At 73.1% G+C, this 20,302-nt stretch carries 17 protein-coding genes and 1 pseudogene; 10 read left to right on the top strand and 8 right to left on the bottom strand.

The features are described from left to right. Window positions 1-52: 52 nt before the first annotated feature. The 4 genes from AC5RWQ_RS25360 to AC5RWQ_RS25345 all read right to left on the bottom strand — a co-directional run bounded on the left by AC5RWQ_RS25360 (window position 53) and on the right by AC5RWQ_RS25345 (window position 5,090). Window positions 53-1,504 carry a cellulase family glycosylhydrolase gene (locus tag AC5RWQ_RS25360; RefSeq protein WP_494285150.1) on the bottom strand — a complete coding sequence of 484 codons (1,452 nt, stop codon included), beginning with the start codon at window positions 1,502-1,504 and terminating at the stop codon, window positions 53-55. A 243-nt stretch (window positions 1,505-1,747) separates the two neighbouring features. Then, complete coding sequence (locus tag AC5RWQ_RS25355; protein WP_494285149.1) at window positions 1,748-3,235, bottom strand: acyl-CoA carboxylase subunit beta; 1,488 nt, start codon at window positions 3,233-3,235, stop codon at window positions 1,748-1,750. After that, window positions 3,232-3,879: a TetR/AcrR family transcriptional regulator gene (locus tag AC5RWQ_RS25350; RefSeq protein ID WP_494285148.1), complete on the bottom strand. Its 648-nt coding sequence runs from the start codon at window positions 3,877-3,879 to the stop codon at window positions 3,232-3,234. The genes AC5RWQ_RS25355 and AC5RWQ_RS25350 overlap by 4 nt, the downstream gene beginning before the upstream one ends. Continuing rightward, a complete protein-coding gene (locus tag AC5RWQ_RS25345) occupies window positions 3,876-5,090 on the bottom strand; it encodes an acyl-CoA dehydrogenase family protein (protein ID WP_494285147.1) in 1,215 nt (404 codons plus the stop codon). The genes AC5RWQ_RS25350 and AC5RWQ_RS25345 overlap by 4 nt, the downstream gene beginning before the upstream one ends. A 127-nt stretch (window positions 5,091-5,217) precedes the next feature. Between AC5RWQ_RS25345 and AC5RWQ_RS25340 the strand changes: the two genes are divergently transcribed. The 9 genes from AC5RWQ_RS25340 to AC5RWQ_RS25300 all read left to right on the top strand — a co-directional run bounded on the left by AC5RWQ_RS25340 (window position 5,218) and on the right by AC5RWQ_RS25300 (window position 14,502). Continuing rightward, window positions 5,218-5,970: an SDR family NAD(P)-dependent oxidoreductase gene (locus AC5RWQ_RS25340; protein WP_494285159.1), complete on the top strand. Its 753-nt coding sequence runs from the start codon at window positions 5,218-5,220 to the stop codon at window positions 5,968-5,970. 89 nt (window positions 5,971-6,059) lie between these two features. Then, complete coding sequence (locus AC5RWQ_RS25335; protein WP_494285146.1) at window positions 6,060-7,589, top strand: long-chain-fatty-acid--CoA ligase; 1,530 nt, start codon at window positions 6,060-6,062, stop codon at window positions 7,587-7,589. Then, window positions 7,589-8,668, top strand: a complete 1,080-nt coding sequence (locus tag AC5RWQ_RS25330; protein ID WP_494285145.1) for a phosphotriesterase family protein — start codon at window positions 7,589-7,591, stop codon at window positions 8,666-8,668. The genes AC5RWQ_RS25335 and AC5RWQ_RS25330 overlap by 1 nt, the downstream gene beginning before the upstream one ends. A gap of 140 nt (window positions 8,669-8,808) precedes the next feature. Beyond that, window positions 8,809-9,642: an ABC transporter ATP-binding protein gene (locus tag AC5RWQ_RS25325; RefSeq protein ID WP_494285144.1), complete on the top strand. Its 834-nt coding sequence runs from the start codon at window positions 8,809-8,811 to the stop codon at window positions 9,640-9,642. After that, window positions 9,639-10,355 (top strand): ABC transporter ATP-binding protein, encoded by a 717-nt coding sequence (locus AC5RWQ_RS25320; protein ID WP_494285143.1) that lies wholly within the window; start codon window positions 9,639-9,641, stop codon window positions 10,353-10,355. Before AC5RWQ_RS25325 ends, AC5RWQ_RS25320 begins: the two co-directional genes overlap by 4 nt. Before the next feature lie 36 nt (window positions 10,356-10,391). Continuing rightward, on the top strand, window positions 10,392-11,270 hold the full coding sequence (locus AC5RWQ_RS25315) for a branched-chain amino acid ABC transporter permease (protein ID WP_334489166.1): 879 nt from the start codon (window positions 10,392-10,394) through the stop codon (window positions 11,268-11,270). Next, window positions 11,267-12,400 (top strand): branched-chain amino acid ABC transporter permease, encoded by a 1,134-nt coding sequence (locus tag AC5RWQ_RS25310; protein ID WP_494285142.1) that lies wholly within the window; start codon window positions 11,267-11,269, stop codon window positions 12,398-12,400. The genes AC5RWQ_RS25315 and AC5RWQ_RS25310 overlap by 4 nt, the downstream gene beginning before the upstream one ends. Before the next feature lie 52 nt (window positions 12,401-12,452). Further along, on the top strand, window positions 12,453-13,724 hold the full coding sequence (locus AC5RWQ_RS25305) for an ABC transporter substrate-binding protein (protein ID WP_494285141.1): 1,272 nt from the start codon (window positions 12,453-12,455) through the stop codon (window positions 13,722-13,724). A gap of 151 nt (window positions 13,725-13,875) precedes the next feature. Then, window positions 13,876-14,502, top strand: coding sequence for a TetR/AcrR family transcriptional regulator (locus tag AC5RWQ_RS25300; protein WP_494285140.1), 627 nt, complete (start codon window positions 13,876-13,878; stop codon window positions 14,500-14,502). 12 nt (window positions 14,503-14,514) lie between these two features. On the opposite strand, the gene AC5RWQ_RS25295 is transcribed toward AC5RWQ_RS25300, so the two are convergent. From AC5RWQ_RS25295 to AC5RWQ_RS25280, 4 genes and pseudogenes are all read right to left on the bottom strand, one after another. Beyond that, on the bottom strand, window positions 14,515-15,954 hold the full coding sequence (locus AC5RWQ_RS25295) for an ATP-binding protein (RefSeq protein WP_494285158.1): 1,440 nt from the start codon (window positions 15,952-15,954) through the stop codon (window positions 14,515-14,517). Continuing rightward, entirely contained in the window at window positions 15,951-17,609 is a 1,659-nt protein-coding gene (locus AC5RWQ_RS25290; protein WP_494285139.1) for an NAD(P)/FAD-dependent oxidoreductase, read from the bottom strand. The genes AC5RWQ_RS25295 and AC5RWQ_RS25290 overlap by 4 nt, the downstream gene beginning before the upstream one ends. Before the next feature lie 69 nt (window positions 17,610-17,678). Beyond that, window positions 17,679-18,092: a kynureninase/PvdN C-terminal domain-containing protein gene (locus tag AC5RWQ_RS25285; protein WP_494285138.1), complete on the bottom strand. Its 414-nt coding sequence runs from the start codon at window positions 18,090-18,092 to the stop codon at window positions 17,679-17,681. A gap of 145 nt (window positions 18,093-18,237) precedes the next feature. Continuing rightward, window positions 18,238-18,906: pseudogene (locus tag AC5RWQ_RS25280) on the bottom strand (aminotransferase class V-fold PLP-dependent enzyme); the annotation flags it as partial. A gap of 267 nt (window positions 18,907-19,173) precedes the next feature. Here AC5RWQ_RS25280 and AC5RWQ_RS25275 point away from each other — a divergent pair. After that, window positions 19,174-20,217, top strand: a complete 1,044-nt coding sequence (locus tag AC5RWQ_RS25275) for a zinc-dependent alcohol dehydrogenase family protein (RefSeq protein WP_494285137.1) — start codon at window positions 19,174-19,176, stop codon at window positions 20,215-20,217. The last annotated feature ends 85 nt before the right edge of the window (window positions 20,218-20,302 follow it).

The following is a 20,302-nucleotide window of genomic DNA, read 5'->3' as shown; positions in this document are numbered from 1 at the left end:
GTGGCCCCCCGTCCGGGGTGGGGCGGGGGCGCCACTGCGGTGGTGGCCGGGTTCAGCTGGTCGGGAAGGTGTCCGGGGTGCGGATGCGGTTGCGCAGGAAGGTCCCGGACTCGGTCAGCGCGCCGGTGCCGGCGTACGTCCCGCCGTAGCAGGTGCCGGGTCGGAACGCGGCGCTGCTCTCGTTGGCGTCGGAGTACGTCCAGTTGGCGTAGCTGATCTTCAGCCGGTCCAGCAGGTCCAGCCAGGCGGTGCTGCTGGCGCTGTCGAACGTGCCGCCGCCGGTGTACGTGACCGTGCCGAACTCGGTGACGAAGAGCGGCAGTCGGGCGGCGGCTCGCTCCACCTCGGCCCGGTACGCGTCCTTGTGCGAGGCCGCATAGAAGTGGAACGTGTACATGACGTTGCCGGCGTTGACCGGGTTGTTGATCACCTCGGTGGAGTTGCCGCCCTCAGACACCCCGAGCGAGGACCAGCCGCGGGTGCCGACGACGACCACCGCGTCCGGGTCGTTGGCCCGGATCACCGGGATGACCTGCTCGGCGTAGTTCTTGATGGTCTGCCAGCTCACGCCGTTCGGCTCGTTGGCGATCTCGTAGATCACGTTGTTCCTGCTGGCGTTGCGGGCCGACACGGCGGCGAAGAAGGTCTTGGCGCGCTCCAGGTTGTACGTCGGGTCGCCCGGGGTCAGCGTGTGGAAGTCGATCAGGGCGTACATGCCCCGCTCGCCGGCCTCGTCGACCAGGCTGTTCACCCGGTTGGTGAAGCCCGTGGGGTCGGTCTCGTAGCCCTGCTCCTGCACGTACATCGCGATCCGCAGCAGGTCGGCGCGCCAGTCCGTGGCCAGCGCGTCCAGGGACGCGTCGTTGTAGCACTGGGCGAACCACTGCAGGCCGTGGGTGCTCATGCCGCGCAGCTGGATCGGCTTGCCGTACTGGTTGCAGAGGTTGACCCCGCAGACCCGCAGCTGCCCGTTGATCGCCACCGGCGTCGTACCGGTCGGCGGCGGGGTGGTGGGCGGTGGCGTGGTGGGCGGTGGAGTGGTCGGGGGAGTGGTGGTCGGTGGCGGCGTCGTCGGCGTCGTGCCGCCGGTGCAGGTCGTCCCGTTGAGGGTGAACGAGGTGGGCGCCGGGTTGGCGGTGGTCCAGGTGCCGTTGAACCCGATGGCGGTGCTGGCGCCGGTGGCCAGCGAGCCGTTGTAGTCCACGTTGCGCACGGTGACGTCCTGACCGCTCTGCTGGTACGTCGCGGACCAGCCCTGGCCGACCCGCTGGCCGGCGTCGGGGAAGCGGAAACCGAGGGTCCAGCCGGTGACCGCGTCCCCGAGGTTGGTGATCGTGATGTTGGCGGTGAACCCGCCCGTCCAGGAACTGGTCGACCATCCGACGGTGCAGCCGGTCGCCGCCGAGGCGTTCGCGAGCGGCAGGAGCGCCGAGGCGCCGAGGGTGAGGGCGGCGGCGGTGATCGCGAGCAGGTGCCGCCGCGCCGGGCGGGGGATCTTCGTCATGGGACCGTCTCATTCTCCGCGGGTGGCAGTGGGTGGTCGCACCCGCGTCGCTGGATCACGTGGCGTGGTGCCCATCCCTCGCCACTGATCCGTACGGCGCCCGCGGGCGGTCGCGACCTCGCCGTCGACGTCCGGTCGAGATTCGGGAGCGCTCCCACTGAGATTACGGGGGTCGGTAGCGCCTTCGCAACATGTCGATACGTCGAAGTGGCCGGCGGCGGTGGCCGCGGGGCGCGGCGCGGGTCAGGGCAGCGCGGCGAGGAGGCGGTCCCGGGTGTCCGCCGGGTCGACGACGTCGTCGAGTTCGAAGCTGGCCGCCGCGGAGAGCGCCCGTCCGCGCTCGTAGGCAGCGGCGACCAGTTCGTCGTACCGGCGTCTGCGGGTGTCCTCGTCGGGGATCGCCTCCAGCTCCCGGCGGTGCGCGAGGCGGACCGCGCCCTCCAGCCCCATGGCGCCGATCTCGCCGGTCGGCCAGGCGATCGTGAGCCGGGACGTGTGGAAGCTCCCGCCCGCCATCGCCATGGCGCCGAGCCCGTACGCCTTGCGCAGGACCACGGTCAGCAGCGGGGTGCGCAGCGACGCGCCGGCGGTGAACAGGTCGCCGACGGCGCGAACCAAACCGGTCCGTTCGGCGTCGGGGCCGACCATGATCCCCGGGGTGTCGCAGAGGCTCACCACGGGCAGCGCCAGCCGCTGGCAGAGCCCCAGGAAACGGGTGGCCTTGGCGGCGGCGGTGGCGTCGATGGCCCCGGCGCGGTGCAGCGGGTTGTTGGCGATCACGCCGACCGAATGTCCGCCCAGGCGGGCGAGCGCGGTCACCAGCGACCGGCCGTGGCGCGCCCGCAGTTCCAGCACCGAGTCGACGTCGCAGAGCAGTCGCAGCACGTCGCGGACGTCGTAGGCGCGGCGCCGGTTCTCCGGCAGCACATCGCGCAGCCGGCGCTGGTCGGCGCAGCCGCCTCCGGTCGGTGTCGGGTCCGCGTACCCGAGGACGCGGCGGGCGAGCCGGACCGCGTCGGCGTCGTCGGCCGCCGCCACGTCGACGGCACCGCTGGCCAGGTGCACGTCGAGCGGGCCGATGTCCTGGGGGGTGACGGCGCCGAGTCCGGCGGCCGTCACCATGGCCGGTCCGCCCATGCCGATGCTGGCCCCGGCGACGCCGATGGTGACGTCGCACATGCCCAGCAGCGCCGCGTTGCCGGCGAAGCAGTAGCCGGCGGCGATGCCGACCCGCAGCGAGCGCAGCCGCGCCAGCGACGCGAAGGTCGTCAGCTCCAACCCGGCCACCGTCGGATGGTCGGTGTCGCTCGGGCGACCACCGCCGCCCTCGGCGAAGACGACCACGGGCAGCTCCTCCCGGGCGGCCAGGTCGAGAAGGCGGTCCGTCTTACGGTGCCCGGTGACCCCCTGGGTGCCGGCGAGGACGGTGTAGTCGTAGGCCACCGCGCCGACGCGTACCCCGTCGATGCGGCCCGTGCCGACCAGGACTCCGTCGGCGGGGGTCGTCTCGGCGAGCTCGTTGAGCGGCCTTTGGGAGCGCTGCGCCGCCACGGCCAGCCCGCCGTACTCCAGCCAGCTGCCCTCGTCGACCAGGTCCGCCAGGTTCTCCCGGACGGTGCGCCGGCCCGCCGCGTGCCGCTTCGCGGTCGCCTCGGCCCGAACCGCGTCGTGCAGCCCGGCCTGGCGCCGGTGCACCTCGGCCAGCGGGCTCCGATCCTCGTCGCCGCTCACGGCGTCGTCGGGGCCCGCGCGTGGTCCCCGGCCGCGCCCGGATCGCGCAGGCCGCCGACGAAGAGGGCCACCAACTGCCGGCCGACCTCCTCGAAGGTCAGCGGCCCGTCCGGGTGGAACCAGGTGTGGGTGTTGCCCAGGGCGCTGAGGAAGGTGTGGGTGATCACCGTGGCGGAGACGTCGGCGCGGACCGCGCCGGTGGCCTGCCCCTCGCGTACCAGGTCACGGAACAGGTCGTGGTAGCGGCGCCGTTCCCGGCGGGTCGCCTCGGCCTGCTCGTCGTCGAGCAGGTGCGCCGACCGCGCCCAGACGGTCAGCTCGGCGAGGTGCGCCGCGGTGTGCGTCACCACGTCGAGGGCCGCGTCGCGCAGCCGCTCCTCGACCGGCCCGGGACCGTCGGCGATCGCCCGCAGCCGGGCGGTCTGCTCGGCGAGCAGCTCCCGGTAGATGCTGGTGAGCAGCTCCGACTTCGAGCCGAACCAGTGGTACAGGGCGCCCTTGGTGACCTCCGCCGCCGCGACGATCTCCTGCACGCTGGTGGCCTCGTAGCCGCGGCGGGCGAACAGCTCGGTGGCGGCGGCGACGATGCTCTGGCGGGCGGAGCCGCGCGGCGCCCGTCGCCGGCCGGTGGCCGCCACGGTCACCGCGACTCCAGCTGTCGGCGGATCTCGCGGCGGGCCACGTCGCGGACGTGTACCTCGTCCGGGCCGTCGGCGATGCGCAGGGTGCGGGCGCCGGCGTACATCGAGGCCAGGGGGACGTCGTCGGAGACGCCGGCTCCACCGTGCACCTGGATGGCCCGGTCGAGGACCTCCAGCGCCACCCGGGGCGCGATCACCTTGATCGCGGCGATCTCGGTCCGGGCGGCCTTGGCGCCGTACCGGTCGATCATCCAGGCCGCCTTGAGGGTGAGCAGCCGGGCCTGCTCGATGGCCATCCGCGACTCGGCGATCTGCTGCTGCACCACGCCCTGCCGGGCCAGTTCCTGACCGAAGGCCACCCGGGTGGTGGCGCGGTGCACCATCAGGCTCAGCGCCCGCTCGGCCAGCCCGATGGCGCGCATGCAGTGGTGGATGCGGCCGGGGCCGAGCCGGGCCTGGGCCAGGGCGAACCCGCCGCCCTCCTCGCCGAGCAGGTGCGACGCCGGCACCCGGACGTCGGTGAACACGACCTCGCCGTGGCCGTGCTGGTCGTGGTAGCCGAAGACGGGCAGTGAGCGCACCACCTCGACGCCGGGGGTGTCCACCGGGACCAGGATCATCGACTGCTGCCGGTGGGTGTCCGCGGTGGGGTCGGTCTTGCCCATCACGATCATGATCCGGCAGCGCGGGTCGGCGACGCCGGTGGTCCACCACTTGCGGCCGTTGATGACGTACGAGTCGCCGTCGCGTTCGATCCGGGTGGAGATGTTGGTGGCGTCGCTGGAGGCGACGTCCGGCTCGGTCATCGCGAACGCCGAGCGGATCTCCCCGTCGAGCAGCGGGCGCAGCCAGCGCTCCTGGTGCTCCGGGGTGCCGAACATGTGCAGGATCTCCATGTTGCCGGTGTCCGGCGCCGCGCAGTTGATCGCCTCGGGGGCGAGTTCGATGGAGCGGCCGGTCAGCTCGGCCAGCGGGGCGTACTCCAGGTTCGACAGCCCGGAGATCGCGGGCAGGAAGAGGTTCCACAGCCCCCGGCGGCGGGCCTCGGCCTTGAGTTCCTCGACCACGGCGGGGAGGTGGTGGCGGTGGCCGGCGGCGGTGAGCTCGGCGCGCTGGGCGGCGTAGACCGGCTCGGCCGGGTAGACGTGCTCGTCCATGAACTCCTGGAGCCGCTTCAGATGCTCGGTGGCCTTGGCGGTCGGTTCGAAGTCCATGGCTGCCTCCCCATTGACGGGCCGGTCGGCGGCTCGCTACCGTCGCCGGACGCCGAACATACCGGCTGGTCGGTACGGCGTCCAGGTGTGCGGTAGGACGGACGTGAGGAGTCCCAGGGTGAGCGTGATGGACCGGTTCCGCCTCGACGGGAAGGTCGCCGTGGTCACCGGCGCCTCGTCCGGCCTGGGGGTGTCCTTCGCCCGCGCCCTCGCCGAGGCCGGCGCCGACGTGGTGCTCGGCGCCCGTCGCGCCGACCGGCTGCCGGAGACCGGCGCGCTGGTCGAGGCCGCCGGTCGCCGGTACGCCGCCCGCCCCACCGACGTCAGCCGCCCCGAGGACTGCGACGCCCTGATCGCCACCGCGATCGAGACGTTCGGCCGGGTCGACGTGCTGGTCAACAACGCCGGCGTCGGCACCGCGGTGCCCGCCACCCGGGAGACGCCGGAGCAGTTCCGCTCGGTGGTCGACGTCAACCTGATGGGCTGCTACTGGATGGCCCAGGCCTTCGCCCGGGCGGCGAAGCACGGCGGCGCGATCGTCAACATCTCCAGCGTCATCGGGCTGCGCCCCGGCGGCATCCCGCAGGCCGCGTACGCCGCCAGCAAGGCCGGCCTGATCGGCCTGACCCGCGACCTGGCCGCCCAGTGGACCGGCCGCAAGGGCATCCGGGTCAACTGCCTCGCCCCCGGCTTCTTCGCCTCGGAGATGAGCGACCAGCTCGAGCAGAGCACCTTCGAGATGGTCAAGGCGCTGGCCCCGGCCGGGCGGCTCGGCGAGCACGAGGAGCTCGCGGCCACCCTGGTCTGGCTGGCCAGCGACGCCTCGTCGTACGTCACCGGGGTCACCGTGCCGGTCGACGGCGGTCTCGTGATGCCTTGACGCCAGGTGGACCCGGGGGTAGAGAGGCTGTCACGTCGATCTATGCGCCGCTTCGTCGGCGCGGGAGTCGCCACACAGGAGGAGCGCAGATGAGCTTCAACCTCGCCACCATCCTCCGGGAGCCCCGCCGGGCCCACCCGGACAAGCCGCTGTGCCACCTCGGTGACCTGACGTTCAGCTACGCCCAGGTCGACGAGATCTCCGGCCGGGTGGCCGCCGCCCTGCTCGCCGCGGGGCTGCTCCCCGGCGACAAGGTGGCGGTGCAGCTGCCGAACGTGCCGCAGTTCCTCTTCAGCTACTTCGCGATCCTCAAGGCGGGCCTGGTGATGGTCCCGCTCAACCCGCTGCTGCGCGCCGGTGAGATCGCCTACCACCTGGCCGACTCCGACACCCGGGTCCTGGTCACCTTCGAGCTCTTCGCCGACGAGGCCGTCAAGGGGGCCGCCGAGGTCGACGGCGTCACCACGTACGTGGTGAACCTGCCCGGCAGCGACCGGCGGCCCGACGGCACCCGGCACTTCGACGAGCTGTACGCGGCCGCCGACACCGGTGAGATCGCCCCGACCAACGCCGACGACACCGCCGTGCTGCTCTACACCAGCGGCACGACCGGCCGGCCCAAGGGCGCCGAGCTGACCCACTTCCAGCTCTACATGAACTGCACCGTCGGGGGCGAGCTGTTCGGCTTCCGCGACGACGACATCGGCCTGGCCGTGCTGCCGCTGTTCCACGTCTTCGGCCTCTCCAGCGTGCTCAACGTGGCCGTCCGCTACGGCGGCACCGTCGTGCTCGTGCCGCGCTTCGAGGTGGGGCCGGTCGTCGACGCCGTCGAGCGGCACCGCTGCACCATCTTCTCCGGCGTGCCCACCATGTACTTCGCGCTCAACCAGGCCGACCTCACCGGCCGGGACCTCTCCTCGCTGCGGGTCGGCGTCTCCGGCGGTGCGGCCATCCCCGGCGAGGTCATCCGGGCCTTCGAGGAGAAGTTCCCCGGCGTCGTCGTGCTGGAGGGGTACGGCCTGTCCGAGACGGCCAGCACCACCACGTTCAACATCAGCGCCGCGCAGCGCAAGGTGCTCTCCATCGGCAAGCCGATCTGGGGCGTGGAGACCCGGATCGTCGACGACCTCGACCGGCCCCTGCCGCCCGGGCCCGAGCACGTCGGCGAGATCGTGGTGCGCGGCCACAACGTGATGAAGGCCTACTACAAGAACCCGGAGGCCACCGCCGAGGCGTTCCGCGGCGGCTGGTTCCACACCGGCGACCTGGCGTACGCCGACGAGGACGGCTACCTGTTCATCGTGGACCGGAAGAAGGACATGATCATCCGGGGCGGCTTCAACGTCTACCCCCGGGAGATCGAGGAGGTGCTCTACGCCCACCCGGCGGTGGTCGAGGCCGCGGTGATCGGGCGGCCCGACGAGAAGCTGGGCGAGGAGGTCGTGGCGGTGCTCAGCGTCCGGCCGGGCGCGGAGGTCACCCCGGAGGAGATCATCGGGTACTGCCGGGAGCGGCTGGCCGCGTACAAGTACCCGCGGCAGGTGCGGATCGTCGAGGAGCTGCCCAAGGGGCCGACCGGAAAGCTGCTCAAGCGGGAGCTGAAGGGGGAGCTGAGCTGATGGGCCAGGTGGCCACCGTGCGCGGGCCCGTCGACAGCTCCGAGCTGGGCCGCACCTACCTGCACGAGCACATCTTCACCCTCACCGCGGACGTGCAGCAGAACTATCCGCAGGAGTGGGGGAGCGAGGAGGGCCGGGTCGCGGACGCGGTGCGGAAGCTGCGCGCGCTCGCCGCCCAGGGCGTCCGGACCATCGTGGACCCGACGGTGGTCGGCCTGGGTCGCTACATCCCGCGGATCCAGCGGGTCGCCGACCAGGTACCCGAGCTGAACATCGTGGTGGCCACCGGGGTCTACACGTACGACAGCGTGCCGTTCTACTTCCACCACCGCGGCCCGGCCCTCAACGCGGCGCTCGGCGTGGAGCTGCCCGATCCGATGGTGGACATGTTCGTCGCCGACATCACCGAGGGCATCGCCGGCACCGGCGTGCGCGCCGGCATGCTCAAGTGCGCGATCGACGAGCCGGGCCTGACGCCCGGGGTCGAGCGGGTGATGCGCGCCGTCGCCCGGGCCCACCACCGCACCGGTACGCCGATCACCGTGCACACCCATCCCGGGTCGCGCACCGGGCTGGCGGTCAAGCGGGTGCTCTGCGATTCCGAGGGTGTCGACCCGGGCCGGGTGGTGCTGGGCCACAGCGGCGACACCACCGACTGCGACCACCTCGCCGAGTTGGCCGACGCGGGGTTCGTCCTCGGCATGGACCGCTTCGGGATCAACCTGGCCACCACGTTCGAGGCGCGGGCCGACACCCTCGTCGAGATGTGCCGGCGCGGCTACGCCGGCAGCATGGTGCTGTCTCAGGACGCCTCCTGCCACCTCGACTGGATCGACCCGGCGGTGCTGCCCTTCCTGCCCCAGTGGCACTACCTGCACATCGGCGCCGAGGTGCTGCCGTACGTCCGCGAACGCGGCGTCACCGACGCGCAGATCGAGACGATGCTGGTGGAGGTGCCGCGGCGGATCCTGGCGTCCGGTGAGCGCGGCGCGGAGCCAGCGACCCCACAGTCGCGCGGTGCGAATCATGCACAGCGAGTGCAAGAGCCATCGCGCGCCGAATCGCCACCGGGCTCCTGACCAGGAGTACGTTGCGACGCGGTAACGATGATATTGACGAACGACGCTCGAAAAGTACACTGCCGGTGTCATAACCAGTCCCATGCTTCGCCCGAGTCGCTCTGCGCATCCCCCGCCGCCGCGTCCTTGCCGAGGTGAAGATGAGCCCACCACCCTCCGAAGCCCGCTCCGACGGCATCGACCTGGCCCTGCACCACGTCGGCGTGCGGTTCGGCGGGCTGGTCGCCCTCGACGACGTCTCGCTGCGGGTGCCGCCCGGCCGCATCGTCGGGGTGATCGGCCCGAACGGTGCCGGCAAGACCACCCTGTTCAACGTGGTCTGCGGCTTCGTCCCGCCGACCAGCGGCTCGCTCACCCTGGACGACCAGCCGTTCCGGCCGCGCCCGCACCGGCTCACCCGGCTGGGCATCGCCCGCACCCTCCAGGGCGTCGGCCTCTTCCCCGGCCTCACCGTCGTCGAGAACGTCGTCGCCGGCGCCAGCCACGCCGCCCGGGCCGGCTTCGCCACCGCCCTGTTCGGACTGCCCCGCAGCGACCGGGACGAACGGCGGCTCCGGGACGAGGCCCTCGACCTGCTCGGCGAGCTGGGCGTCGCGCAGCACGCCGCGGCGAGCCCCGCCACCCTGCCGTACGCGGTGCGCAAACGGGTCGCCCTCGCGCGCGCCCTGATCGCCCGGCCCCGGCTGCTCCTGCTCGACGAACCGGCCGGCGGCCTCGGCGCCGAGGACATCACCGAGCTGGCCGACCTCGTCACGGCGCTGCCCGACCGGGCCGGCGGCGCCTGCTCGATCATGCTCGTCGAGCACCACATGGACCTGGTGATGTCCGTCTGCCACGAGATCGTGGTGCTGGACTTCGGCCGGGTCATCGCCGCCGGGAGTCCCGAGCAGGTGCGCGACGACCCGCTGGTGACCGAGGCGTACCTCGGCGCCGACGTGCCGGCCGAGGTCGGCGGAGCGGGAGCCGGGTCGTGAGCGCCCTGCTGGAGGTCGACGAGCTCAGCTCCGGCTACGGCCCGGTGCCCGTGCTGCACGAGCTCACCCTCGAGGTGCCCGCCGGCACCGTCACCGCCGTGCTCGGGGCCAACGGCGCCGGGAAGACCACCCTGCTGCGCACGCTGTCCGGCCTGCTCCGACCGACCGCCGGCCGGATCCGCTTCGACGGCGCCGACCTGCGGGGCGTCCGCGTCGAACACCTCGTGCGGCGCGGTCTGGCGCACGTGCCGGAAGGCCGCGGCGTCGTCGCCGAACTGACCGTCGAGGAGAACCTGCGCCTCGGCGGGCTGTGGCGCCGGGACCGGGCCGACGCCCGGCGGGCCCAGGACGAGGTGTACCAGCTCTTCGAGCCGCTGGCCCGGCGCCGAGGACACGCCGGGCACCAGCTCTCCGGCGGGGAACGGCAGATGCTCGCCCTGGGCCGGGCGCTGATCGCCCGCCCCCGGCTGCTCCTGCTCGACGAACCGTCCCTCGGGCTCGCGCCCCGGGTGACCGCCCAGATCATGGCGCTGCTGCGTCAGCTCTGCACCGACAGCGGGCTGACCGTCCTGCTCGTCGAGCAGAACGTGCGCAGCGCCCTGCGGATAGCCGACCAGGGCGTGGTCATGTCCCTGGGCCGGATCGTCATGGCCACCCCGGCCGAGCGGCTGCGCGACGACGAGCAGCTCCGCCACGCGTACCTGGGGTTCTGACCCGCCCCACCCCGCCGGAGTAGGAAGGATCCACGGTTGGACCGGTTCTTGTTCCTCACCTTCGACGGACTGTCCACCGGCGCCGTCTATGCGGCGTTCGCCCTCGCCCTCGTGCTCATCTGGCGGGCGGCCCGTCTGGTCAACTTCGCGCAGGGCGCGATGGCGGTGGCGACGGCCTACGTCGGCTACGCCGTCGTGACCGCCACCGGCTCGTACTGGCTCGGCCTCGGCGCGGCCGTCCTCGCCGGGCTCGCGCTGGGCGCGCTGGTCGAACGGGTGCTGATGCGCTTCGTCGGCCACGCCAACCCGCTCAACGACGTCATCGTCGCCCTCGGCCTGGTGCTGCTGATCCAGGCGGTGCTCGGCATCGTCTTCGGCAACGAGTACCGGCCGGCGGCCGCACCCTTCGACACCGACGCGCTCTCCGTCGGCGGGGTCGCCGCGATGTCCCCGTACGACCTGTGGGTCCTCGGCGCGGCCATCGTGGTCGTGGTCCTGCTCGCGCTGCTGTTCACCCGGACGCCGATCGGGCTGCGGATGCGGGCCTCCGCCTTCGCGCCGGAGGTCTCCCGGCTGCTCGGCGTCAACGTGTCCCGGATGCTGACCGTCGGCTGGGCGCTGGCCGGCGCGGTCGGCGCCCTCGCCGGGATGCTGGTCGTCCCCACCGGGCTGGGGCTGCATCCGCACGCGATGGACCTGGTCTTCGTCGTGGCGTTCACCGCCGCCGTGGTCGGCGGCCTGGACAGCCCGGCCGGCGCGGTGGTCGGTGGCCTGCTCGTCGGGCTGATCCTGTCGTACGTCACGGGCTACCTCGGCCCCGACACCACGCCACTGGCGATCCTCGTCCTGCTGCTGGCGGTCCTGCTGGTCCGGCCCGGGGGGCTCTTCTCCGGCGTGAGAGCGAGGCACGTGTGACCGCCACCCGGCCCGATGCGCCCACCGTCCCGCCGCGGCCGGCGCGGTCCCCGCTGCGCCGGCTGCTGCCCGGCGCGCCGCACGCCGCCGGCCAGGGGTCGACCCTGCTGCGCCACCTGGTCGTGGCGGTGCTCGCCGGCACCGCGGTCGTGCTGGTCACCAACCAGCTGCCCCCGTATCAGAACCTCCAGGTGGCGCGGGTCTGCGCGTTCCTCTGCGTGACCGCCGGCTACACCGTCCTGGTCGGACTCAACGGCCAGCTCTCCCTCGGGCACGGGGCGCTGATGGCCACCGGCGCGTACACGGTCGCCCTGGTGCAGCAGGGTTTCGAGGAGCGGAGCGTGCAGGGCCGGTGGATCCTGCCGCTCTCCCTGCTGCTCGCCGCGGTGGTCACCGCGGCGGCGGGACTGGTCATCGGGCTGGCCGCCGCCCGGCTGCGCGGACCGTACCTGGCCGGCGTTACCCTCGCCGTCGCCACGCTGGTCCCGGCGATCACCACCATCTTCACCGACGTGTTCAACGGGGAGCAGGGCCTGCGCTTCCCGGCCGAGACGCCGCCGGCGTTCCTCGGCGCGTACTTCCAGCCGGAGCGCTGGCTCGCCTGGATCGCGCTGCTCGCCGCGCTGGTGACGATGGTGCTGATGGCCAACCTGGTGCGCAGCCGGTTCGGCCGGTCGCTGCGCGCCGTCCGCGACGACGAGGTGGCCGCCCGGCTCGCCGGCCTGCACGTGGCCCGCAACCAGGTCCTCGCCTTCGTGGTCAGCGCCGCCTGCGCCGGCCTGGGCGGGGGGGTGTACGCCGTGCTCACCGGCACCGTCGCGCCGGGCAAGTTCTCCCTCGACCTGTCCCTGTTCCTGCTGATGGCGATCGTCATCGGCGGCCTGGGCAGCCTCGCCGGGGCGGTCTGGGGAGCCGTCCTGCTGGTCGCGCTGCAGGACCTGCCGAGCCTCGTCACCGACACCTTCACCCTGCCGTCGGGCCTGGCCCAGCGGCTGGAGGGGAACCTCGCCCTCGCCGTGTTCGGTCTGATCCTCATCGTCGTCATGCTCGTGGCCCCCGGGGGGCTGCAGGGCGCCGCCCGCACTCTCACCGCACGCCTCGCGCCGGGCCGACGGCCCCCGCGCCGCTGACCCACCCGGTTCCGCCCACCCGTTCGCACCCGTCGTACCGGAATGGAGAACCATGCATCCCACCGCACGCCGCGCTCTCGCGGCCGCCACCGCCCTCGCCCTGCTGGTCGGCGCGTCCGCCTGCGCCGACGACGAGCAGCAGGCGGCCGAGAACGTCCCGGGCGTCACCGACACCGAGATACTCGTCGGCACCCATCAGCCGCTCACCGGCCCCGCCGCCCCCGGCTACTCCCGGATCTCCGCCGCCACCAAGGCGTACTTCGAGCACGTGAACAGCAAGGGCGGGGTGAACGGCCGGAAGATCGTCTACAAGGTGATGGACGACGGCTACAACCCCGCGAACACCGACAACGTGGTCCGCAAGCTCGTCCTGCAGGACAAGGTCTTCACACTGCTCGGCGGGCTCGGCACGCCCACCCACACCAACGTGCTGGAGTTCGTCAAGGCGCAGAAGGTGCCCGACCTGTTCGTCTCCTCCGGCAGCCGCAACTGGAATCAGCCCGACAAGTACCCGACCACCTTCGGCTGGCAGCCCGACTACACGGTCGAGGGCAAGATCCTCGCCACCTTCGTGAAGCAGCAGTTCCCCGGCGCCAAGGTGTGCCACTTCGGGCAGAACGACGACTTCGGCCGTGACTCCCTCGCCGGCGTCGAGAAGATCCTCGGGCCGGTGGCGGCCAAGCAGACCTACACCACCACCAACCAGCAGGTCGGCCCGGCGATCGGGGCCCTGAAGGCGGCCGGCTGCCAGGTGGTGATCTCCGCCAGCATCCCCGGCTTCACCGCGCTGGCCATGGGCCAGGCCGCCGGCCAGGGGTTCAAGGCGCAGTGGGTGGTGTCCAACGTGGGCGCCGACTACACCACGCTGGCCAAGCAGCTCGGGGACAAGAAGGTGATCCTGGAGGGCATGATCGCCGACAACTACCTGCCGATGGCGAACGACGCGGCCAACCCGTGGATCCAGGAGTTCACCAAGATCCACCAGCAGTACAACGCGGCCAACCCGATCGACGGCAACGCCGTGTACGGCTACTCGATGGCGTACACCTTCGTGCAGGCGTTGCAGGCGGCCGGCAAGGACCTCACCCGGGAGAAGCTGGTCGAGGCGGTGCGCAAGGGCGGCTTCTCCGGGCCCGGCCTGACCCCCTTCCGGTACGCCGACGACGTGCACGCCGGCTACAGCGGCGTCCGGATGAACAAGGTCGCCAACGGCGTACAGAGCTACTTCGGTCCGACCTGGACCACCGACGACGGTGACGGTGCGGTGAAGGAGTTCACCGAGGCCCCGAGCACGCCGCCGGCGGACGCGATCCCGACGACGTGACCTCGCGGCACGGGCAGCGGGCCGCCGCAGCGATGGGGCGGCCCGTGGGCCCGGACGTACCGACGGGCGCGGGTCGCCCACCGGCGGCCGTCGATACACTTCCGACGCGGTTTCTCCGCAACGGCCGGCCGTACCGACGGGGGACTGTCACATGATCGACGTGGACGCCGAGGTGCCGGCGCGGGTGGACGGGCGCGCGGCGCGGGCCGAGCGGACCCGCAGCGCCATCGTCGACGCGCACCTGGCGCTGATCGACGAGGGGAACCTCAAACCCACCGGGGAAATCATCGCCGCCCGCGCCGGGGTGTCGCTGCGCACCCTGTGGACCAACTTCAAGGACATGGAGACCCTGTTCGCCGCCACCGGGCGGCTTGTCAGCGAGCGGCAGGAGGCGCTGTTCCGCCCGATCCCGCCGGACCTCCCGCTGACCCTGCGGATCGGCGAGTTCTGCGCCCAGCGCGCCCGGATGCTGGAGGCGCTGGCCCCCACCGCGCGCGCGTCCGCCCTGCGCGAGCCCTTCTCACCCCAGTTGCGGCGCAACCGCGAGGGCAACATCGCCCGGGTACGCGCCGAGATCGAGAAGGTTTTCGGCCCGGAGCTGACGCACGCGGGACCGGAGCGGGAGCGGCTGCTCGACGCCCTGACCGTGGCGAGCACCTGGTCGGCGTGGTCGATGATGCGCGACGCGATGGGGCTCGACGTGCCGGACGCCCAGGCCACCCTGGCGCGGATCCTCGGCGCGCTGCTCGTCGACGCCATCGCCGCCGGCCTGCGCTGACCGGCGGCCGGCTCACCCCACCCCGGGCACCGCCGCCTGCTCCCGCAGCGGCAGCAGCACCCGGAAGGTGGTGGCGCCGGGCACCGACTCCACCCGGATGTCGCCGTGGTGCTTGTGGACCACGATCCGGTACGAGATGTCCAGCCCGAGGCCGGTGCCCGCGCCGACCGGTTTGGTGGTGAAGAACGGTTCGAAGATGCGGGGGCGCACGTCGGCCGGGATACCCGGGCCGGTGTCGTGGACCTCCACCGCGAGCTGCTCGCCGGCCACACCGGTACGCACCGTCACCGTGCCCGTCTCGCCCACCGCGGCGAGGGCGTTGTCGATCAGGTTCGTCCAGACCTGGTTCAGCTCGGCGGCGTACGCCGGGACGGGCGGCACGCTCCGGTCGTACTCCCGGACCAGCCGCACCCCGGCGGGGATCTTCGCCTTGAACATCACCAGCGTGGCGTCGAGCAGTTCGTGCACGTCGACCACCTGGTGCGGCGCCCGGTCCAGCTGGGAGTACTGCTTGGCCGCGCCGACCAGCCCGGAGATCCGGGTGACCGCCTCGTCGATCTCCCGCATCAGCAGCTCGGTCTCGACGGTGTAGCTGAGCCAGCGCACCGCCGACGCCAGGTCGGCCGGGCCGACCGCCTCGGTAACCCGGACCAGCCAGGCCACGTCGAGGCCCCCGCCGACCAGCGTGGGGGCCAGCTCCCAGCCGCCCTCGACCCCCCGGTCGTCGAGCCAGTCGGCCAGCTCGTCCTCGGCATCCGAGGCGGCCATCGCGGAGAGCTCCGGCGCCGTCGCGACCCGGGCGACCGCCTCCTCCTGCAACTCGACCAGCCGGTGCAGGGCCCGCCCGTCCAACCGCCCGTCGGCGATCATCGCCAGCTTGTGCCGCATCCCGGCGACCCGGTCCCGCAGCACCGAGGTGGCCCGCACCGCGGCGGCCGCCGGGTTGTTCAGCTCGTGGGTCAGGCCCGCCGACAGCGAGCCCAGCGCCAGCAGCCGTTCCCGCTCACCGACGATGGTCTGGCTGTCGCGCATGCCGAAGAAGAGCCCCTCCAGCAGGTGCATGGCCATCGGGAACCAGGACCGCACCGCGTCGGCGAAGGTCTCCGCCGGCAGCACGAAGAACTCGGCCTCGTCGATCGCGCGCAGGGTGTTGCGGTAGACCTGCTCGACCTGCTCGCCCAGGTACGCCTGGGTGGCGCCGCCGTACACGCCGCGCTGGTCGGTGCGGGTGACCTCGACGTCGTCGCCGCGTACCCGCCGGCTCATCGCCACCGTGCCGCGCAGCAGGACGAAGAAGCAGGTCGCCTCCTCACCCTCGGCGTAGACCACGGTGTCGGCGGCGCGCCGCTCGACCCGCCCGTGCTCGGCGAGCCAGTCCAGCTGCCCGTCGTCGAGCGCGGAGAAGAGGAACAGGGTGCGTAGCCCGGCGGGGGTCAGACGGTCCGTACTCACTGTGCCTCCAGGTAGCGGTGCACCAGCGAGACGGCCATCGCCCCCTCGCCGACGGCGGAGGCGACCCGCTTGACCGACTCGGCCCGTACGTCGCCGGCGGCGAACACCCCCGGCAGGCTGGTCTCCAGGTGGTACGGGTCGCGGGGGAGCGTCCAGGCCGGCGGTCGCCGACCCCCGCTGACCAGGTCTGGCCCGGTCACCACGAAGCCCCGCCGGTCGCGGACCAGTACCCCGTCCAGCCAGTCGGTGCGCGGTTCGGCGCCGATGAAGATGAACAGCCAGGACGCGTCCACGGTGCGGGCCTGCCCGGTGCGGGTGTCGCAGAGGGTGAGCCGTTCGAGGTGCTCCCCGCCCGACCCGCCCGCCACGACGGTGTGCGGGTGCACCTCGATCCGGTCGTTCTGCTCCAACTGCTCGATCAGGTAGTGCGACATGGAGGCGGTCAGATCGGCGCCCCGGATCAGCACGTGCACCCGGGTGGCGTACCGGGCGAAGTGCATCGCCGCCTGGCCGGCCGAGTTGGCTCCGCCGACGACGTAGACCTCCTGGTCGACGCAGCTGGGCGCCTCGGTGGCGGTGGAACCGTAGAAGACGCCCCGCCCGGTCAGCTCGGCCAGGCCCGGCGCGTTCAGCAGCCGGTAGGAGACCCCGGTGGCCAGCACCACGGTGTGCGCGGCGATCTCGTCGCCGTCGGCGAACCGCAGCAGCCGCGTCGACCCGGCGTCGGTCAGGCCGACCACCTCGCGGGTGCTGATCAGCTCGGCGCCGAACTTCACCGCCTGCCGGCGCGCCCGGTCGGTCAGTTGCGCGCCGGAGACCCCGTCCGGGAAGCCGAGGTAGTTCTCGATCCGGCTGCTCTGCCCCGCCTGGCCGCCGGTCGCCCTCCGCTCCACCAGCACGGTCCGCAGTCCCTCGGACGCGCCGTAGACGGCGGCGCCCAGCCCGGCCGGCCCGCCCCCGACCACCACCAGGTCGTAGAAGTCGGCGGCCGGGGCCACCGTCAGCCCGACCAGGGCGGCCAGTTCCGCCTCGGTGGGGCTGGTCAGCGCCTTGCCGTCCGCGGTGACCACCAGCGGCACGTCCGCCGCGCCCGCCCCGGCGGCGGCGAGCAGCCGCCCGCCCTCCGGCTCGTCGGCCAGCAGCCAGCGGTACGGCACCAGGTTGCGGGCCAGGAAGTCGCGGACCTTGAAGGAGGGTGCCGACCACCGGTGGCCCACCACCCGGACCTCGTCGGTGCCCGCGTCGGGGCTGGCCGCCCAGGCGTCGAGCAGCCCGTCGAGCACCGGGTAGAGCTTCTCCTCCGGCGGGTGCCACGGTTTGAGCAGGTAGTGGTCCAGGTCGACCAGGTTGATCGCGTCGATCGCCGCGTCGGTGTCCGCGTACGCGGTGAGCAGCACCCGGCGGGCGGTGGGGAAGAGGTCCATCGCCGCCTCGAGGAACTCGATGCCGGTCATCCCCGGCATCCGGTGGTCGGCCACGAGCACCGCCACCTGCTCGCCGCGCAGCTTGATCTCCCGCAGCGCGTCCAGCGCCGCCGCGCCGGAGTCCGCCCGGACCACGCGGTAGCGGTCGCCGTAGCGGCGGCGGACGTCGCGGGCCACCGCGCGGGAGACCACGGGGTCGTCGTCGATGGTCATGATGACCGGATGTGCCATGGCGCCCATCGAACCACTGTCGGGCGCTGCTGCCCACCGCGTCGGATCCCGCTCTCGCCCGGTGGCGGCTCAGGTGACCCGGGAGGCCTCGCCGGGCACCCGCTCCCAGGACCGCCGCTCGGCGATGTCCCGCAGCCGGTCCATCGCGTCCCAGACGTCGACGAACCGGGTGTAGAGGGGCGCCGGGCCGAGCCGCAGCCGATCCGGTGCCCGGTAGTCGCCGACCACCCGCCCCTCGGTGGCCAGCGCCCGGGGCACCCGCAGCGCCTCCGGGTGGTGCAGCGCGACGTGACCGCCGCGCCGCCGCGGGTCGCGCGGGGAGGCGACGGTGAAGCCGTACGGGGCCAGCCAGGCGTCCGCGAGCGTCACGATCGTCTCGCCGAGGCGGCGCCCCTTGTCCCGTACCCGGTCGATGCCGGCCTCGGCGAGCACGTCCAGCGCCGGGTCGAGGGCGGCCATGGCCGGCACCGGCGGGGTGCCCATCCTGGAAGCGGTCGAGGCCCGGCGCCGGGTCGTACGCGGGCCCCATCCGGAACTGCTCGCGCTGGCCGAACCAGCCCTGGATCGGCTGGCGCAGCCGGGCCTGGAGCTCCTGCCGGACGTAGCGGAAGGCCGGCGCGCCGGGACCGCCGTTGAGGTACTTGTAGGTACAGCCGACGGCGAGGTCGGCGCCGGTGCCGGCGAGGTCGATGGGCACCGCCCCGACAGCGTGCGACAGGTCCCACAGCACGGACGCCCCGACCCACCGGGCGGCCTCGTTGACCGCGGCCATGTCCAGCAGCGCCCCGCACCGGTACGACACGGCGGAGAGCACCACCAGGGCGACGTCGTCGTCCAGGGCGTCGCGCAGCACGTCCAGGTCGAGCCCCTCGTCGAGGTCGGACGGCAGCGCGCGCAGGGTCAGTCCGCGCGCCTGCGCCAGCCCCTGCAGGATGTACCGGTCGGTGGGGAAGTCCTCGGCGTCGACGAGGATGGTCCGGCGGTCGCCCGCCGCGTCCAGCGCGGCGGCGGCCAGCTTGTAGAGGTTCACCGAGGTGGAGTCGGAGATCGCCACCTCCCCGGGGCGGGCGCCGAGGGCGTGCGCGGCGAGCCGGTCGCCGATCCGCCCGGCCCACTCGATCCACGTCGGCCAGCCCCGGACCAACCGGTCGCCCCAGCCCTCATGGACCAGTCGGGCCAGGTGGTCGGGGGTGGCCGCAGGCAGCCGTCCGAGCGAGTTGCCGTCCAGGTAGACCAGGTCCTCGTCGCCGATCACGAACCGGTCGCGCAGCTCGGCGAGCGGGTCGGCGGCGTCCATCTCCTTGGCCAGATAACGCGGGAAGTCGTCTCGCACCCAGCCGTTCCCTCCACCCCGGCCGTCGTCCGACGGCGGGACCGCCAAAGTTTGCCGACCTGTGACCACCCGACCGCCGCGCCTCGCGTCGCCGCAGTCGTGACGCCCGCCACCACACCACCGCGACGCGTTGGCGCCCGGCGATGCCGGGTCTACCGTCGTGTCGGCGGGTGCCGGGGCCGGAAACGGACGGCACACCCCTACCCGATGCCTTGCCGAAGGATGGTCAGCTTGCGCGCCACCGTGATCCACGGACCGAACGACATCCGCGTCGAGGACGTCCCGGACGCCGTCGTCCGGCAGTCCACCGACGCCGTGGTGCGGGTGGTCACCGCCTGCATCTGCGGCAGCGACCTGTGGGCGTACCGGGGGGTGGCGGCCCGGCAGCCGGGCCAGCGGATCGGGCACGAGTTCCTCGGCGTGGTCGAGTCCGCGGGCGCCGACGTGACGTCGGTGCGGGTCGGCGATCTGGTGGTGGCGCCGTTCGTCTGGTCCGACGGGGTCTGCGACTTCTGCCGCGAGGGGCTGCACACCTCCTGCCCGCACGGCGGGTTCTGGGGCTCGGAGGGCTCCGACGGCGGGCAGGGCGAGGCGGTGCGCGTCCCGTTCGCCGACGGCACGCTGGTGAAGCTCCCGGCCGAGGCCGCCGGGGACGAGCGGCTGCTCACCGCGATGCTCGCGCTCTCCGACGTGATGTCGACCGGGCACCACGCCGCGCTGGCCGCCCGAGTCCGCCCCGGCGCGACCGTCGCGGTGGTCGGTGACGGCGCGGTCGGGCTCTGCGGCGTGCTGGCGGCCCGCCGACTGGGCGCCGAGCAGATCATCGCGCTGGGCCGGCACACCGCCCGCACCGACATCGCCCGCTCCTTCGGCGCCACCGACGTGGTCGCCGTGCGGGGCGAGGCGGCGATCGAGGCGGTGAAGGAGCTGACCAAGGGACAGGGCGCGCACGCGGTGCTGGAGGCGGTCGGCACCGAGGAGTCGATGCGTACGGCGATCTCGATCACCCGCGACGGCGGCGCCGTCGGCTACGTCGGGGTGCCGCACGGCGGCAGCGCCGGCGTGGACATCGGTCAGATGTTCGGCCGCAACGTGGCCCTCGGCGGTGGCGTCGCCCCGGCCCGGGCGTACATTCCGGAGCTGCTCGCGGACGTGCTGAACGGCACCATCGACCCGTCGCCGGTGTTCGACCGCACCGTCGGCCTCGACGGGGTGCCCGAGGGCTACCGGGCGATGGACGAGCGGACCGCGCTGAAGGTCCGCATCGCCTTCTGACCAAGGTCCACCCGCCGGGGCGAAAGAGGCGAACCGACGACGCCACCGCAGGCGCCCGGGTCGCGGAAGCCGCCGACCGCGCGGT

The organism is Micromonospora sp. BS32, assembly GCF_059089345.1.
Note: the sequence above shows the minus strand (reverse complement) of the source record. Positions and strands in the feature narration are given on the sequence as shown.

What these genes read in the sequence shown, in the direction of transcription:
- AC5RWQ_RS25330 (WP_494285145.1), top strand. Translation starts at nt 7,589, where the DNA reads ATGGGCCAGGTGGCCACCGTGCGCGGGCCCGTCGACAGCTCCGAGCTG.
- AC5RWQ_RS25305 (WP_494285141.1), top strand. Translation starts at nt 12,453, where the DNA reads ATGCATCCCACCGCACGCCGCGCTCTCGCGGCCGCCACCGCCCTCGCC.
- AC5RWQ_RS25285 (WP_494285138.1), bottom strand. Translation starts at nt 18,092, where the DNA reads ATGGGCACCCCGCCGGTGCCGGCCATGGCCGCCCTCGACCCGGCGCTG.
- AC5RWQ_RS25340 (WP_494285159.1), top strand. Translation starts at nt 5,218, where the DNA reads ATGGACCGGTTCCGCCTCGACGGGAAGGTCGCCGTGGTCACCGGCGCC.
- AC5RWQ_RS25360 (WP_494285150.1), bottom strand. Translation starts at nt 1,504, where the DNA reads ATGACGAAGATCCCCCGCCCGGCGCGGCGGCACCTGCTCGCGATCACC.
- AC5RWQ_RS25345 (WP_494285147.1), bottom strand. Translation starts at nt 5,090, where the DNA reads ATGGACTTCGAACCGACCGCCAAGGCCACCGAGCATCTGAAGCGGCTC.
- AC5RWQ_RS25325 (WP_494285144.1), top strand. Translation starts at nt 8,809, where the DNA reads ATGAGCCCACCACCCTCCGAAGCCCGCTCCGACGGCATCGACCTGGCC.
- AC5RWQ_RS25335 (WP_494285146.1), top strand. Translation starts at nt 6,060, where the DNA reads ATGAGCTTCAACCTCGCCACCATCCTCCGGGAGCCCCGCCGGGCCCAC.
- AC5RWQ_RS25290 (WP_494285139.1), bottom strand. Translation starts at nt 17,609, where the DNA reads ATGGCACATCCGGTCATCATGACCATCGACGACGACCCCGTGGTCTCC.
- AC5RWQ_RS25300 (WP_494285140.1), top strand. Translation starts at nt 13,876, where the DNA reads ATGATCGACGTGGACGCCGAGGTGCCGGCGCGGGTGGACGGGCGCGCG.